Annotated in this window: 18 protein-coding genes; 12 read left to right on the top strand and 6 right to left on the bottom strand. The window is 70.5% G+C overall.

Going from position 1 to position 15,206, the window contains the following annotated elements; translation table 11 throughout:
• Positions 1 to 45 precede the first annotated feature (45 nt).
• Positions 46 to 285, top strand: coding sequence for a hypothetical protein (locus ABDZ66_RS16450; RefSeq protein ID WP_343761240.1), 240 nt, complete (start codon positions 46 to 48; stop codon positions 283 to 285).
• A gap of 361 nt (positions 286 to 646) precedes the next feature.
• On the opposite strand, the gene pnp is transcribed toward ABDZ66_RS16450, so the two are convergent.
• Positions 647 to 2,812, bottom strand: a complete 2,166-nt coding sequence (gene pnp / locus ABDZ66_RS16445; RefSeq protein WP_343761238.1) for a polyribonucleotide nucleotidyltransferase — start codon at positions 2,810 to 2,812, stop codon at positions 647 to 649.
• Positions 2,813 to 2,899: 87 nt separating this feature from the next.
• Between pnp and ABDZ66_RS16440 the strand changes: the two genes are divergently transcribed.
• The 10 genes from ABDZ66_RS16440 (at position 2,900) to ABDZ66_RS16395 (ending at position 10,143) form a co-directional block, all read left to right on the top strand.
• Positions 2,900 to 3,100 (top strand): hypothetical protein, encoded by a 201-nt coding sequence (locus ABDZ66_RS16440; RefSeq protein WP_343761236.1) that lies wholly within the window; start codon positions 2,900 to 2,902, stop codon positions 3,098 to 3,100.
• Positions 3,101 to 3,182: 82 nt separating this feature from the next.
• Positions 3,183 to 4,010, top strand: a complete 828-nt coding sequence (gene dkgB, locus ABDZ66_RS16435) for a 2,5-didehydrogluconate reductase DkgB (protein ID WP_343761234.1) — start codon at positions 3,183 to 3,185, stop codon at positions 4,008 to 4,010.
• Positions 4,011 to 4,061: 51 nt separating this feature from the next.
• Positions 4,062 to 5,132, top strand: a complete 1,071-nt coding sequence (locus ABDZ66_RS16430) for a M36 family metallopeptidase (protein ID WP_343761232.1) — start codon at positions 4,062 to 4,064, stop codon at positions 5,130 to 5,132.
• A gap of 148 nt (positions 5,133 to 5,280) precedes the next feature.
• On the top strand, positions 5,281 to 5,703 hold the full coding sequence (locus ABDZ66_RS16425; RefSeq protein ID WP_343761229.1) for a VOC family protein: 423 nt from the start codon (positions 5,281 to 5,283) through the stop codon (positions 5,701 to 5,703).
• Positions 5,703 to 6,077: a VOC family protein gene (locus ABDZ66_RS16420; protein ID WP_343761225.1), complete on the top strand. Its 375-nt coding sequence runs from the start codon at positions 5,703 to 5,705 to the stop codon at positions 6,075 to 6,077. The genes ABDZ66_RS16425 and ABDZ66_RS16420 overlap by 1 nt, the downstream gene beginning before the upstream one ends.
• A complete protein-coding gene (locus tag ABDZ66_RS16415; RefSeq protein ID WP_343761223.1) occupies positions 6,074 to 6,484 on the top strand; it encodes a VOC family protein in 411 nt (136 codons plus the stop codon). The genes ABDZ66_RS16420 and ABDZ66_RS16415 overlap by 4 nt, the downstream gene beginning before the upstream one ends.
• An 18-nt stretch (positions 6,485 to 6,502) precedes the next feature.
• On the top strand, positions 6,503 to 6,805 hold the full coding sequence (locus tag ABDZ66_RS16410; protein ID WP_343761220.1) for a hypothetical protein: 303 nt from the start codon (positions 6,503 to 6,505) through the stop codon (positions 6,803 to 6,805).
• The gene (locus ABDZ66_RS16405) at positions 6,802 to 7,467 is read left to right on the top strand and encodes a Type 1 glutamine amidotransferase-like domain-containing protein (protein ID WP_343761217.1); all 666 of its coding nucleotides are present in this window, start codon (positions 6,802 to 6,804) and stop codon (positions 7,465 to 7,467) included. Before ABDZ66_RS16410 ends, ABDZ66_RS16405 begins: the two co-directional genes overlap by 4 nt.
• 74 nt (positions 7,468 to 7,541) lie before the next feature.
• Positions 7,542 to 9,581: a molybdopterin oxidoreductase family protein gene (locus ABDZ66_RS16400; protein WP_343761215.1), complete on the top strand. Its 2,040-nt coding sequence runs from the start codon at positions 7,542 to 7,544 to the stop codon at positions 9,579 to 9,581.
• Positions 9,582 to 9,600: 19 nt separating this feature from the next.
• Positions 9,601 to 10,143, top strand: coding sequence for a dihydrofolate reductase family protein (locus ABDZ66_RS16395; protein ID WP_343761212.1), 543 nt, complete (start codon positions 9,601 to 9,603; stop codon positions 10,141 to 10,143).
• On the opposite strand, the gene ABDZ66_RS16390 is transcribed toward ABDZ66_RS16395, so the two are convergent.
• The 4 genes from ABDZ66_RS16390 to ruvB all read right to left on the bottom strand — a co-directional run bounded on the left by ABDZ66_RS16390 (position 10,140) and on the right by ruvB (position 13,264).
• Positions 10,140 to 10,538, bottom strand: a complete 399-nt coding sequence (locus tag ABDZ66_RS16390) for a DUF1801 domain-containing protein (protein ID WP_343761210.1) — start codon at positions 10,536 to 10,538, stop codon at positions 10,140 to 10,142. The genes ABDZ66_RS16395 and ABDZ66_RS16390 overlap by 4 nt on opposite strands.
• The gene (locus tag ABDZ66_RS16385; protein WP_343761208.1) at positions 10,535 to 10,894 is read right to left on the bottom strand and encodes an ArsC/Spx/MgsR family protein; all 360 of its coding nucleotides are present in this window, start codon (positions 10,892 to 10,894) and stop codon (positions 10,535 to 10,537) included. Before ABDZ66_RS16385 ends, ABDZ66_RS16390 begins: the two co-directional genes overlap by 4 nt.
• Positions 10,895 to 10,914: 20 nt before the next feature.
• Positions 10,915 to 12,150: a NupC/NupG family nucleoside CNT transporter gene (locus ABDZ66_RS16380; RefSeq protein WP_343761206.1), complete on the bottom strand. Its 1,236-nt coding sequence runs from the start codon at positions 12,148 to 12,150 to the stop codon at positions 10,915 to 10,917.
• Between the two features lie 121 nt (positions 12,151 to 12,271).
• Positions 12,272 to 13,264, bottom strand: coding sequence for a Holliday junction branch migration DNA helicase RuvB (gene ruvB, locus ABDZ66_RS16375; RefSeq protein WP_343761204.1), 993 nt, complete (start codon positions 13,262 to 13,264; stop codon positions 12,272 to 12,274).
• A 115-nt stretch (positions 13,265 to 13,379) separates the two neighbouring features.
• Here ruvB and ABDZ66_RS16370 point away from each other — a divergent pair, with 115 nt between their 5' ends.
• The gene (locus ABDZ66_RS16370) at positions 13,380 to 14,165 is read left to right on the top strand and encodes a VOC family protein (protein WP_343761202.1); all 786 of its coding nucleotides are present in this window, start codon (positions 13,380 to 13,382) and stop codon (positions 14,163 to 14,165) included.
• A 319-nt stretch (positions 14,166 to 14,484) separates the two neighbouring features.
• Here ABDZ66_RS16370 and ABDZ66_RS16365 read toward each other — a convergent pair whose 3' ends face one another.
• Complete coding sequence (locus ABDZ66_RS16365; RefSeq protein WP_343761200.1) at positions 14,485 to 15,183, bottom strand: SCO family protein; 699 nt, start codon at positions 15,181 to 15,183, stop codon at positions 14,485 to 14,487.
• Positions 15,184 to 15,206 lie beyond the last annotated feature (23 nt).

Raw genomic sequence — 15,206 nt, 5'->3', positions numbered from 1 at the left:
GGAACGCGCCCCCGCGGCCGGGAGGGACGGGCCTACACTGAAGGCATGAGCCTCCTGCACTGGCTGATCACGTTGCTGGCCGCCGCCCTGTCCTTCGGCAGCGTGACCCTGCTGGGCCGCACCCTGCCGCGCGTCTCCTGGGCAGGCGTGGCCGGAGAACTGCTGACCTTCGCGCTGCTGGGCGTGCTGCTGACCCAGGGCGCGCCCATCTCCGCCCTGCTGGCCGTGCTGCTGGCCGGTTCGGCCGGCACGGCGCTGGTCCTGGGCCGCCTGCTGAAACGCTGATACGGATTCCGTTTGTTTCGCCTACAATCCGGAACTTCACCGGATTGCCGACTCCACGTCCGGAACCCGTTTTGCTCCCACTCGCTTCGCTCGGATTGAACGGGCTTTGCAGCCCATTCAATCGGAGTCCGTATGAAACGGCAGAGGCGTGCAACAGAAGAAACGGGGAGCCGCAGCCCCCCGTCCATCAACCATCAACTTTCAACCATGAACCGCAGTGACCCTCATACGGACTGCCGTTTGTTTCGCCAACAATCCGGAACTTCACCGGATTGCCGGCTCCACGTCCGGAACCCGTGTTGCTCCCACTCGCTTCGCTCGGACCCAGCGGGCTTTCCAGCCCATTCAATCGGAGTCCGTATCAGTCGCGGCGGGGCGGGCGGCCGCCACGGTCCCCGCCGGGGCGGGGCGCACGGGGTTCACGGGGCGCGATCTTGCCTTCGAGTTCCGGGCGGATCAGGTCGATCTTGCCCCGGTCGTCGATGCCGGCGATCTTCACGCGCAGCTTGTCACCGACGTTCAGGACGTCCTCGACGGCATTGATGCGTTCCTCGCTCATCTGGCTGATGTGCAGCATGCCGTCCTGGCCGGGGTACAGGTTCACGAACGCCCCGAACGGCGCGGTCTTCACGACGGTGCCGTCGAATTCCTCGCCGACCTTCGCCTCGCGGGTGATGCTCTCGATCTTGACCTTCACGGCCTCGGCGGCGCTGCCGTCGGCGCTGAAGATGCGCACGGTGCCGTCCTCCTCGACCGTCACCTGCGCGCCCATGGCCTCCAGCTCGCGGATCTGCTTGCCGCCGGGCCCGATGACCTTCCCGATCAGTTCCGGGTTGATCTTGAGGCTCACGATGCGCGGCGCGGTGGGGCTGAGTTCCGCGCGGGGCGCGGCCAGCACCTCGGCCATCTTGCCCAGGATGTGCAGGCGGCCCTCGCGGGCCTGCGCGAGCGCCTCACGCATGACCTGCGGGGTGATGCCGCCCACCTTGATGTCCATCTGCAGGGCCGTGACGCCCTCGGCGGTGCCGCAGACCTTGAAGTCCATGTCGCCCAGCGCGTCTTCCAGACCCAGGATGTCGGTCAGGACGCGGTACTTCTCGCCTTCCATCACGAGGCCCATCGCCACGCCCGCCACCGGCGCCTTGATCGGTACGCCGGCGTCCATCAGGGCCAGCGTTCCGGCGCACACGGTCGCCATGGAGGAGCTGCCGTTCGATTCCAGCACCTCGCCCACCAGGCGGATCACGTACGGGAACTCCTCGAAGGTCGGCAGCACGGCGCGGATGGCGCGCTTGGCGAGGTTCCCGTGCCCGATCTCGCGGCGGGACTGCCCGCCCATGCGCTTGACCTCGCCCGTGCTGTAGGGGGGGAAGTTGTAGTGCAGCAGGAACTTGTCGTTCTCGTCGGTGGTCAGGTCGTCCACCAGCAGGTTGTCACGCTCGGTGCCCAGCGTCGCCACGCCCAGCACCTGCGTCTCGCCGCGCGTGAAGATCGCGCTGCCGTGCGCGCGGGGCAGGGGGCGGGCCTCGATCCAGATGGGCCGCACGGTCCGGCTGTTGCGGCCGTCGGCGCGCAGGTCGTCTTCCAGGATCAGGCGGCGCAGTTCCTGCTTCTCGACCTTCCCGAACGCCGCCTTCAGGGCCGCAATCTGCTCGGCGGCGCCCTCGGCGTCCGCGTCGGGCACGCGCGCGGCGATCACGGCGTCACGCACGGCCTTCGTGCGAATCCCGCGGTCCTTCTTCTTCACGGTCAGCAGCGCGTCGCGCAGCCCGGCGGCGCGGGCGGCCTCGGCCACCTCGGGCACCAGATCGGTGCTCAGGTCACCCTCGGCCAGGAAGTTGAACTTCTCCTGCCCCAGTTCGGCGCGCATCGTCTCGATCAGGTCGATGACGCCCTGCATCCCGGCGTGCGCGAACTCGATGGCCGCCACGAGGTCCTCCTCGCTGGCGCCCTGCGCGCCCGCCTCGACCATCATCACGGCCTCGCGCGTGCCCGCCACCACGAGGTCCAGGCTGCTGCGCTCCAGCTGATCGGCGGTGGGGTTCAGCACGAACTGCCCGTCCAGTTGCCCCACGCGCACGCAGGCGGTCGGCCCCGCCCAGGGAATGTCGCTGATGCTCAGGGCCGCCGACGCCCCGATCGGTCCCAGCACGTCCGGCAGGTTCTGCTGGTCGGCGCTGATGACCGTGATGATCACCTGCGTCTCGTGACGGTAGCCCTTGGGGAACAGCGGGCGGATCTGCCGGTCCGTGATGCGCGCCGACAGGATCGCCTTCTCGCCGGGGCGACCCTCACGGCGGTGGAAGCTGCCGGGAATCTTCCCGACCGCGTAGTGACGTTCCTCGAACTCCACCGTCAGCGGCAGGAAGTCCAGCGTGCTCTTCTCCTCGCGCGCCTGCGCCGTCACCAGCAGCATGGTGTCCCCGTAGCGCAGGGTCACGCTGCCACTGACCAGCTTGGCCAGTCTGCCCGTCTCGATGCTCAGTTCCCGGTCACCCAGCATCGTCTTGTAAGTCTTTCCGATCATAACGGTCAGTCTATCCCGCCCGGACACGCGAGCACCGGGGCGGGAGGACCGTGCAACCCGGCCGCCCGCCGCTGCGTACTGCCCGGCATGTGGGACCGGCTGACCGACGTGCTGTTCGAGGTGCCTTTCGGCGTCGAGGTGTCGTGGCGGACGTGGGTGCGCCTGTGCAGCTGGCTGGTCGGGCCGCTGGCGCTGCTGGCCGGGCTGCTGCTGCGCCGGGACGCCGTCAGTGTCGTGGGGGGGGTGCTGTCTGCGCTGCGGCTGCTGTGGCAGCTGCGGACCCGTTGACCGGGGGGTGGCAGCCACCCTCCCTTCATGCACGCGGCACACACCTTGAGTTCCCGGCCCGCGCGGGTGGATAGTGCGCCATATGAGCACCGACAAGTTTGGTTCCGTTCCGAAGTTCGGCCTGGGCACGTTCCGCCTGAAGGATCAGGTCGTGATGGATTCCGTGCGCGACGCGCTGGACGTGGGCTACCGTGCCATCGACACTGCGCAGGGCTACGGCAACGAGGCTGAGATCGGCGAGGTGCTGGCCGAGAGCGGCCTCCACCGCGACGAACTCTTCCTGACCACCAAGATCAAGCCCGACAACTACGGCCGCAGCAGTCTGGTCGCCAGCCTGCAGGACAGCGTGGAGAAACTGGGCGTGGAAGCGGTCGACCTGACCCTGATCCACTGGCCCGTCCCGAACGGTCCGGTGAAACCCGAGGAGTACCTCAAAGCCCTGGCGGACGCGCTGGATCAGGGCCTGACCCGGCAGATCGGCGTGTCGAACTTCAACATCGAGGGCCTGAAACAGGCGCGCGCCATCCTGGGTGACGTGCCCATCGCCACCAACCAGGTCGAGATCCACCCGTACCTCCAGAACCGCCGCCTGGCGGAATTCGCGCGGGGCGAGGGCATTCACCTGACGTCGTACATGACGCTGGCGGTCGGGAAGGTCATGGACGACCCGGTCATGCAGGACATCGCCCGCGCGCACCGCGCCACGCCCGCGCAGGTGGCGCTCGCCTGGGCGCTCGCGCAGGAGTACTCGGTGATTCCGTCCAGCACCAAACGCAAGAACCTCCAGAGCAACCTGGGCGCCCTGACCCTGCGCCTGACCCCCCAGGACATGGAGCGTATCGCCGGCCTGGAGCAGGGCGAGTCCGCCCGGATCGCCAACCCCGAGAGTGCCCGGCCCGTCTGGGACTGACCGCGCCCGTCCCGCCTCCCGACCGGGGAGGCGGAGTAGACTGTCCTCATCATGAAATTCAAGAACCGGATGGCCCTGACGGGACTGCTGAGCCTCTCACTGCTGGCGGCGTGCGGCCAGGCGCCGGGCGGCAGGCTGGGCGCGCAGGGCGGGACCGGCAAGCCCGCCACGGGCCTGACCTCGGTGGCCGCCCGGGCGTTCCTGCCCAACCCCGTGCAGACCACCGGGAACCAGGCCCTGACCGACGCGAAGGACAGCGCGGCCGCCGTGCCCGCCAGCGCGTACTACCCCGTCACCCTGACGAACCTCGACGGCAGCGGCTACCTGAGCGGCGACTACGCGAAGGTCGTCAGCGAGACCGGCACGCCCGTGTACGGCAGCGGACCGTTCAACTTCACGCGGGACCAGGACGGCTTCGAGCAGGTCATGGCGTACTACTGGGTGACCGAGGCGCAGAAGTACCTCCAGTCGCTGGGGTTCGGCAGTGAGCTGCGGCCCGTGAACAGGCGCCAGCAGGCGCTGAAGGTCAGCCAGTACGGGATTGACAACTCGTACCAGAACGACCAGCCGGACATCATCCGCCTGGGCAAGGGCGGCGTGGACGACGCCGAGGACGGCGAGGTGATCGTGCACGAGTACGGGCACGCCGTGCACGCCGCGCAGGTGCCGGGCTTCGGCAGCAGCCTGGAAGCCGGGAGCATCGGCGAGGCCTTCGGGGACTACCTGGCGCTGACAGTCGGGGAGGCCGTGGCAGGGGCGAACGGTGCGCCCATCCGCGCGCCCATCACCTGCATTGCCGACTGGGACGCCGTGAGCTACACCACGGCCACGCCGCACTGCCTGCGCCGCACCGATACGGACAAGCACTACCCCGAGGCCGTGGTGGGCGAGGTCCACGCCGACGGCGAGATCTGGTCCCGCGCCCTGTGGGACATCCGCCAGGGCCTGAAGGATGTCCGCAGGGCTGACCGGATCATCATCAACGCGCAGTTCCGGTTCGCGCCCGACACCAGTTTCGCGGCGGCGGCGCAGCACACCGTGGACACCGCGCAGGCCATGTACGGCGCCCAGGCGGCCGCCACCGTGAAGGCGGCCTTCGTGGCACGCGGCATCCTGAAGTAGCGGCGGGGCCGTGCAGCGGGGGAGGGGGCGGACCTCTCTCCCGTTCCGCTGTCGGGACTTGCAGTGGTGGGCTGTTCTGTTTTAAGCTAAGCGCACATCGTCAGATTCGCCACATTCAGGCGGGAACCCTCCCGCCGGGAGGTCACCCATGCACCTGCACCCCTACCTCGGCTTTGGTGGCCAGGCCCGCGAGGCCCTGGAGTTCTACCAGTCCTGCCTGGGCGGCACCCTCGAACTGATGACCGTCGCGGACTCCCCGGTCGCCGCGCAGATCCCGGCGCACATGCAGAACCACATCCTGCACGGCAGCCTCAGCAGCGGCCCCCTGACCCTGAACGCCTCGGACATGCAGGAGGACGTGGGCCGCACCCACAGCGTGACCCTGGCGCTGACCAGTCACGACCCGGAACACGCCCGGCAGGTCTTCGATGCCCTCGCGCAGGGCGGCGCGGTCACCCACCCCCTGAGCCCCTCGTTCTGGGGCGGCACGTTCGGGCAGCTCACCGACCGCTACGGGCACCACTGGATGATGAACGTCCTCCCGCAATCCCAGACGAACGGCCAGGACTGATGCGCGCCGTCACGCCCTTCCTGATGTTCCAGGGGCCGCCTGCCCGCGCCCTGGACCTGTCCCTCACCCTGCCCGGGGCGCACCTCCTGCACCGCCAGGACACCCCCGAAGGTTGCGTGCAGCTGGCCGGGCTGGACCTGAGCGGGCAGCGCGTGCGCGTCACCGACTCGCCCCTCCCGCACGCGTTCACGTTCACGCCGTCCACGTCGCTGTTCCTCGACTGCGACTCCCGCGAGGAATTCGACCGGGTGTGCGCCGCCCTCGGGGCAGGCGGCGAGTACCTGATGCCCCCCGGCGACGCCGGCTTCAGCACCCGCTTCGCGTGGCTGAACGATCCGCACGGCGTGTCCTGGCAGGTGAACCTCCCCGCATGAACTGGACGCTGGAAGTCATCGTGGTGCCCGTCACGGACCTGGACCGCGCCCGCACCTTCTACGCCGACGGGCTGGGCTTTCACGTCGACCACGACACCGTGCGCGGCGGTCAGCGCATCATCCAGTTCACGCCGCGCGGGTCGGGGTGCAGCGTGGTGATCGGCTCGGCGCTGCGGCCCATGCCGCCCGGCACCCTCCGGGGCATGCAGCTCGTCGTGAACGACCTGCGCGCCGCGCACGCCGAACTGCTCGCCCGTGGTGTTCCCGCAGGTGACATCCGGGTCATGGACGGCCCGGCCCCGCGGCCCGCCACGCCCGACGACGACCTGAACTTCGTGGGCTTCCTCTCCTTCCAGGACCCGGACGGGAACGGCTGGACCGTGCAGCAGATCACCGCCCGCCCCTGACTCTCGAGGTGCCCCCGCATGCGCCCACTGATCGTCTGTCATTTCGTCACGCTGGACGGCCGCTACGAGGACGCTGGCCGGACCCTCGCGCCGCTGTTCGAGTACCAGCACCCCGACGACCACGCCGACGACAGGTTCGGCCACCATACGCTCTCGCTGCTGGAGCGCGCGGGCACGCTGCTGGCCGGGCCCGGCGGCACACCGCTGTTCACGGCCCGCCCCCCGGTGCAGTTCCGCCTGCTCCGCTCGGCGACCTTCACCGGGTCCGGGAACGTCCTCAGCGTGTACGACGTCACCCGCACCGCAGCGGTGGGTGCATGAACCTGCTGCTGACCTCCGGTGGCGTCACGAACGCCAGCATCCACGCCGCGCTCGTCGAGATGCTCGGCAGACCCACCGCCGAGTGCCGCGCGCTGTGCATTCCCACCGCGCAGCACGGCCACCCCTGGTGCACGCCCGGCAGCGCGTGGAACTTCGTGGCCGGGCGCAGCCCCGCCCCGATGGTGGACCTGGGCTGGGCCAGCGTGGGCCTGCTGGAACTCCTGGCCCTGCCGCACCGGCCCCGCGACCGCTGGGAGGCGTGGGTGCGCGCCGCCGACGTGCTGCTCGTGGACGGCGGCGACGCGGCCTTCCTGACCCACTGGCTGCGGCAGACCGGACTGGCCGACCTGCTCCCCGAGCTGAGGGACACCGTCTGGGTGGGCGTCAGTGCGGGCAGCATGGCCCTGACGCCCCGCATCGGCCCGCAGTTCGTCTCGTGGGCCGGGGCGGACGGCGACGACCGGGGGCTGGGCCTCGTGGACGTCTCGATCTTCCCGCACCTGAACTACCCGGATTTCCCCGACAACCGCATGGCGAACGCCGAGGCGTGGGCCGCGCAGATCGGCGGGCCCGCCTACGCCCTGGACGATCAGAGTGCCCTGCGGATCGTGGACGGCTTGACTGAAGTCATCTCGGAAGGGGAGTGGCGGGCGTTCCCGTGACGGCCGCCACCCTCGGGCCGCGCCCGTCTGAACCGGCCCTCCCCGTGCGGGGGTGGGGCGCGTATTCTCGCGGTATGACCGCGCCCGACTCCCTTTCGCGTGATGTGCTGCTCACCTGCCCGCTGGACTGCCCGGACGCCTGCCGCCTGAAGGTGACGGTGGGCCGCGACGCGCCGGGCGGGCCAGAGCGGATGCTGAAGGTGACGGGCGACGCCGCGCACCCGGTCACGCGGGGCTTCGCGTGCGCCAAGACCGTGCATTACCCGGCCCGTGCGAACCACCCGGACCGGCCGCTGTACCCCCTGAAGCGCGTGAATGCCAAGACCGAACCCGAGCCGGTCTGGGAGCGCGTGACCTGGGATTCGGCGCTGGACGACATCGCCGCCCGGCTGCGTACCCTGCTGGATACGCGCGGGCCGGGCAGCATCCTGCGCTACAACTACGCCGGCACGATGGGCCTGATGGAGGGCACGCACGTCCACGCGCTGTTCCGCGCGCTGGGCGCCCCGGAACTGGACGAGACGATCTGCGCCACGGCGGGCACCGAGGCCTGGAGCCTGGGCTACGGCACCCGCTTCGGGGTGGACCCGGCGGACGTGGCGCACGCGCGGCTGATCGTGCTGTGGGGCATCAATTCCCTGAGCACGAACAGTCACCTAACGCCGCACCTGACGGCGGCCCGCAAGGCCGGGGCGCGGATCGTGTGCGTGGACCCGTACCGCAACCGCACGGCGGCCTTCGCGGACGAGCACCTGAAGATCATTCCCGGCACGGACGCCGCGCTGGCCCTGGGCGTGATGCACGAACTGTTCGCGCACGGCTGGACCGACGGGGCGTACATCGCCGAGGCGACCACCGGCATCGGGGAACTGCGTGAGGCGGCCCGCGAGTGGACGCCCGAACGCACCGCGCAGGTGACCGGGCTGGACGCGGACGTGATCCGCGCCTTCGCCCGCGCGGTCGGCACGACGCGCCCCACGTACTTCCGGGTGGGGTACGGCATGACCCGTCACGAGCACGGCGGCACGAACCTGCGGGCCGTGACCCTGATTCCCGCCCTGACGGGCGACTGGAGACACCGGGGCGGAGGCTGCACCCTGAGCACCAGCGGCGCGTTCCGGCTGAACCGCGCCCGGCTGGGGGCCGCGCACCTGATCCGCCCGGACGCGGCGCACGTGAACATGAACGAGTACGCCGCTGCCCTGCGCCCGGAACGGGGCTTCGGCGCGACGTTCATCTACAACTGCAACCCCGCCGTGGTCGCCCCGGACGCCGGGCGGGTCCGCGCGGGCCTGCAACGCGACGACCTGCTGGTCGTCGTGCTGGAACAGGCCATGACCGAGACGGCGCGGCTGGCCGACTACCTGCTGCCCGCCACGACCTTCGCCGAGCACGCCGACGTGTACACCAGCTACGGGCATCATTACCTGGGGTACAACCCCGCCACGCTGGACGCCCCCGGCGAGGCGAAACCGAACTCCTGGGTGTTTGGGCAGCTCGCGCGCCGCCTGGGTGTCACCGAACCCAGCGTGTACTGGACGGTGGACGACCTGCTGGAGGAACTGCTGACCAGCGACCATCCCCTCGTGGCGGGCATCACGCCGGAGAGGTTGAAGGCCGAGGGCAGCGTCCGCCTGAACCTCCCCGACGGGTTCCTGCCGTACGCGCACGGCGCGGAGACGCCCAGCGGGCGGGTGCAGCTCAGTCCCGCGCCCGCCCACCGCGAACCCCTGGCGGGCCTGAACGCCGAGTACCCGGTGCGGCTGCTCACGCCGCCCGCGCATCACTTCCTGAACAGCACGTACGGCAACCTGGCGAACCTGAACCGCGCCGAGGGGGGTGAACCGCACCTGCTGCTGCACCCACGTGACGCGCAGGCGTCCGGCGTGACCGACGGGGCGCTCGCCACGCTGACCAGCGAGATCGGCAGCGTGCAGCGCCGCGTGAAGGTCACGGACGCCGCGCAGCCCGGCGCGGCCATCCTGGAGGGCACGTGGTGGGGCCTGAGCGCCCCGGACGGCCGCAGCATCAACGAACTCACCGCGCAGACCCTGACCGACCTGGGGGGCGGCAGCACCTTCCACAACACCCGCATCCGCATCGAACCCGCCTAGAGCGCAAAGGAGGCCGCACATGCGCCCACTGATCGTCACCGAATTCGTGTCCCTGGACGGCGTGTACGAGGAACACTCGCCGTGGCGCGCCCCGTACGACCCGGACGACGGGCCGTTCAAACGCGACGAACTGTTCGCCAGCGGCGCGCTCCTGCTGGGCCGCACGACCTACGAGGGCTTCGCGGCGTACTGGCCGACCGCGACGGGCGCGTTCGCCGAGCGCATGAACGCCCTGCCGAAGTACGTGGCGACCTCGCACCCCGGCCCGCTCGCGTGGAATGCCACCGCGCTGGGGCCGGACGTGCTGGCCGACGTGCAGGCACTCAAGGCGCAGCCCGGCGGCCCGCTGCTCGTGTACGGCAGCGGCACCCTCGCGCAGACCCTGCTGAGGCACGGGCTGGTGGATGAACTGCGCCTGATGGTGTTCCCGGTCGTCGTGGGGCGCGGCAGGCGCATCTTCGACACGCTGGAAAACCTGCCGCTGACCCTGCTGGATACCCGCTCACTGGGCGCCGGCGTCCTGCTGCTCACCTACGGCCCGGCTGCCGCGCCGAACGGCTAACGGCGTTTGCGCGCTGCCTGCGCCTGCTCGTTCGCGGCGGCAGCGGCGCGGATCAGGTCACCGAAAGCGGCCCCGTCCAGCGTGTCGCCCTCGTGCAGGTCGATGGCGCGGCGCACCTTCCCGTCCAGACTGGCGTTGAACAGCCCGGCCGGGTCGGGCAGCGCTGCCCCGCGCGGGAACGTGAGTTTCACGGCCCGCGCGTAACTCTCGCCCGTGCAGATGATCCCCGCGTGCTCCCAGACCGGTACGCCGGGCGAGCCCGCCTTGGCCCACTTCACGGTCTCCTGCACGCCGGGCAGCGCTGCCCGGATCAGGGCGCGGACGCGGCGCAGGGTGTCGCCGCGCCAGCCGGGCAGGGCCGCCAGCCGCTCGCCCACCGGGTCGGGGTGGGTCACGATCCGGCCAGCATGGCCTTCCAGCCCTCGATGTCCTCGCCGACCGTCAGGTGCTTCCCGGCGCGCACCAGCGGCAGGCGCAGCAGGTCCGGGTCGTCGATGATTTTCGCGATCACGCCGTCCTCGGTGGTGCGCAGGTACGCGAGGTTGCTGCGCTCGTACGCCTTGCCGCTCAGGTCCAGCAGGGCGTTCAGGCCGAACTTCTGCACGAACCGGCCGAGCTCCCCCTTGGCGATGGGCCGCTCCTTCAGGTCCACGAAATGGATCCTGATCTTGCGTTCCTTGAAGAAGCGTTCGGCGGCGCGCGTTTCCTTGCTCTTGCGCGTGCCGAACACCTGTACCTGCAACTCAGTCATGCCTCAAGTGTAGTGGCCGGTCAGGCGAGCAGCATGCCGGCCAGGGTGCCGCTCAGCAGGTTCGCGAGCGTCCCGGCGGCCACGGCGCGCAGGCCCAGCTGCGCGATGTCCGGCCGGCGGCTGGGGGCCAGGCTGCCCAGGCCGCCCAGCAGGATCGCGAGGCTCGACAGGTTCGCGAACCCGCACAGCGCGAAGGTCACGATGGCCTCCACCTTGGGGCTCACGCCGCCGGCCTTGAGGGTCCTGGCGAACTCCACGAAGGCCACGAACTCGTTCGTGACGAGCTTCTGCCCGATGAAACTCCCGGCGGTGGTCGCGGCCTCCCACGGCACGCCGATCAGGAACGCCAGCGGCGCGAACAGGTAACCCAGCAGCAGCTGGATGCTGAGGTCCGGCGCACCCACCAGCCCGCCGATCAGTCCGATCAGGCCGTTCAGCAGCGCGATCAGGCCGATGAACGCGATCAGCATCGCCCCGACGTTCAGCGCGAGGCCCAGGCCGCTGCTCGCCCCGCGCGCCGCCGCGTCGATCACGTTCACGGGGCGGCCCTCCGGGTCCTCGGGGATGTCGCCCCTGTAGTCCTGGGTGGCTTCGGTTTCCGGGAAGATCAGTTTCGCCATCAGCAGCCCGGCCGGCGCGGCCATGAACGACGCGGCGATCAGGTAGTCCAGCCGCACGCCCAGCAGCGAGTACCCCACCAGCACGCTGCCCGCCACGCTGGCCAGCCCGCCCACCATCACCGCGAACAGTTCCGAGCGGGTCATGCGGTCGATGAAGGGCCGCACGACGAGCGGGGCCTCGGTCTGCCCCACGAAGATGTTCGCGGTGGCCGACAGGCTCTCGCCGCGGCTGGTCTGCAGCAGTCGGCTCAGGCCGCCGCCCAGAAAGCGCACGACCGCCTGCATGACGCCCAGGTGGTACAGCACGGCGATCAGGGCGCTGAAGAACACGATGATCGGCAGCACCCCGAACGCGAAGATGAACCCCGCGCCGTCCAGCGTGCCGTTCGTGAGGTTTCCGAACACGAAGTTGATGCCCTGCTGCGCGTTTCCCACCACGCCCTGCACCGCCGCCGACACGCCATCCAGGGCGCGGCGGCCCAGCGGCCAGCGCAGCACGATCAGGCCGAAGGCCAGCTGCAGCAGCAGCGCCAGCCCCACGGTGCGCCAGTTCACGGCGCGGCGGTTCACACTCAGCAGGAGGCCCAGGCCGATCAGTACGGCCACCCCTCCCAGTCCCCAGAAAACGTCCAGCATCCCTGCAGGGTAGTGCAGGCAGGTGAGGACCGCCCCGGACGGGCGTCCCGCCGCACGGTCCAACCGCTGGTGTTGACGGGCTCTCGCTTCGCACGTTTCAGGTGTGCCGAGGGAATCCGTATCAGTTCGTGTAGAACCCCAGGTCGTCGCCGCCGCTGACCGGCAGGCCCAGGTGGTCGTAGGCGTGTGCGGTGGCGACCCGGCCGCGCGGCGTGCGTTTGATGAAGCCCAGCTGGATCAGGTACGGTTCGTACACGTCCTCCAGGGTCAGGGCGTCCTCGCTGATGGCGGTCGCCAGGGTGTCCACGCCGACCGGGCCGCCCGCGAAGCGGTGGATCAGGGTCTCGAGGTACTTCTTGTCGCGGTCGTCCAGGCCGGCGCTGTCCAGGCCCAGGCGGTCCAGGGCGTCCTGCGAGCGGCCCAGTTCGATGGTCGCCTCGCCGGCCACGTCGGCGTAGTCGCGCACGCGCCGCAGCAGGCGCTTGGCGATGCGCATGGTGCCGCGCGAGCGGGCGCCGACCTCCAGCGCGGCCTCCTCGGTCAGGCCGAAGCCCAGCAGGCGCGCGTCGCGGATCAGGTTGGTGGCGATCTCCTCGGGGGTGTAGTACTCCAGGTGCTCGATGATCCCGAAGCGGCTGCGCATGGGCGCGCTGATCAGGCCCGGGCGGGTGGTCGCGCCGACCAGCGTGAAGCGCGGCAGCGGCAGCTCGATGGTGCGCGCCGCCGGTCCCTGGCCCAGCACGATGTCCAGCTTGAAGTCCTCCATGGCGGGATAGAGGTGTTCTTCCGCGACGCGGCCCAGGCGGTGGATCTCGTCGATGAACAGCACGTCGCCTTCCTCCAGGCTGTTGGTGAGGATGGCGGCCAGGTCGCCGGGTTTCTCGATGGCGGGCCCCGAGGTCACGCGGATGTTCACGCCCAGTTCGTGCGCGATGATGTGCGCCAGGGTGGTCTTGCCCAGTCCGGGCGGCCCGAACAGCAGGGTGTGGTCCAGCGCTTCCTTGCGGCCCCGCGCGGCCTGCAGGTACACGCCGAGTTTGTCCTTGAGTTTCTCCTGACCCACGTACTCGGTCAGGGTCTTGGGACGCAGGGCGGCGTCGAGCGGTTCGGTCATGGTCCGCAGCATAGCGCGACTTCGCTGTGAACGGAATACCTGCCGCACAATTTGACAGAATCTAATTGTGGGATTATGCTGAAAGTGTAACCATGCACTCACCCCGGAGGTCCCCATGCCCAGTGTTCCCCAGCACCCCGCCGGCACACCCATCTGGTTCGACCTCAGCACCCCCCACCCCGCGCAGGCGCAGGCCTTCTACCACGCCCTGTTCGGCTGGACCTACCAGGACATGGGCCCCGACTACGGCCACTACCACATGGTCCACCAGCGCGGCCAGCCCGTCGCCGGTCTCGGCCCCGCCACCCCCGGCACCGGGCACCTGCCCGCCGCCTGGACCGTCTACTACGCCAGCGACGACCTCACCCGGGACCTCGCCCGCCTGCACCACCTCGGCGGCCGGACCCTCGCCGGCCCCATGCAGGTCGGCCCCCTCGGACACATGCTCGTCGCCACCGACCCCGCCGGCGCCCCCTTCGGCCTGTGGCAGCCCCTGACCTTCGGCGGCTACACCCTGCACGGCGAACACGGCAGCCCCGCCTGGCAGGAAGTGAACACCCGCAACGCCGACCAGGCCGCCACCTTCTACGGCGCGCTGTTCGGCGCTCAGGCCACCCCCGTCCCGGGCGACACGCCCTACCTGACGCTCGAACGGGACGGGCAGGGCGTCGGCGGCATCCTGCAGATGGACCCCGCCCACTGGCCCACCGACCCGCCCCCGCACTGGATGCCCTCCTTCGCCGTGAACGACGCCCACCAGGCGGCGGCGCTGGCCCCGCTGCACGGCGGGCAGTGCAGCGCGCCCCCCTTCGGATCGCCCCACGGCACCACCGCCGTCCTGACCGACCCGCACGGCGCGGTGTTCAGCGTGATCGGGCCGCCGGCCCCGCCCGCGCAGTAGCGCGCGTCGGCCCGGGTGGTGGACCGCCCGCTCCACCCCGGCCCCCGCCGGTCACCGGGACCCCCGAGGCCTGCGGTGATACGGACGCCGGTTGAACGGTTTGCGAGAACCGTTCCATCCGAGCGGACTCGCACAGCTGTGCCGCAGAGCGAGTGAAAGCAGAACGGACTGATGGACGTGGCGTTGACAGATCGGAACTCCACCGGATTGCCAGCTCCACGTCCGGAGGGGCGTTTCTCTCCTTCTCTGCGGAGCAGCTCTCCGAGTCGCATCCGCTCGGACCCAGCGGGCTTCGCAGCCCATTCAATCGGAGTCGGTATCAGTTCGCGTACTCGCGGATCAGGCGCGGCAGGTCACGGTCCAGCGTGCCGTCCACCACCGCCGCGTTCCCGTACACCCGCACGAACCGCCCCCGGCCGTCCACGACACTCAACTGATCCCCGTGCATCCGCGCCGCGGCGGCCGCGCCGGCACCGACCGCCTCGGCGTTCGCCGCGCCGCTGCCCGCCCCTGCCGGATGGCCGCCCATGTGCCCGCTGTGATCCTCGGCCGGCAGCGGGGCCACGTTCGCCACGAACATCACCCGCGCGGCCTCGTCGATCGTGGCGGCCCTGCCGGTCAGGCCGGTGAAGGCCGGATCGAAGCGGTCCAGGTACGCCCGCACCACCGGCGGCGTGTCGTGGGCCGGGTCCACCGTGATGAACTGCACCTGCACCCGTGAACGCTGCTCCGGCGACAGCGCCGCGAAGGTGTTCTTCAGGCTGGCCAGGGTCGCCGGGCACACGTCCGGGCAGCGCACGAACCCGTAGAACACCAGCCTCAGCCGCCCGTCCGACGCGGCCAGGGTCGTCGGGCGCTCCCGGTCGTCCACCAGCGCCAGGGCCGGCAGGGCCAGCGGCGTGTCCAGCGCCTCGCCACCCAGTGCCGGCGGCTGCCCCTGCCGGAACAGCAGCAGCCCCGCCAGCACCGCCGCGACCACCAGGAGAACTGCCGTCAGCACCTTCGAGAACACCGTCATACCCCGCAGGGTAGGGGAGAGGC

It is taken from the genome of Deinococcus depolymerans (assembly GCF_039522025.1).
In the GTDB taxonomy this organism is placed as follows: Bacteria; Deinococcota; Deinococci; order Deinococcales; family Deinococcaceae; genus Deinococcus; species Deinococcus depolymerans.
The sequence above is the reverse complement of the archived record's forward strand: the minus strand, read 5'-3'. Positions and strand labels throughout refer to the sequence as shown.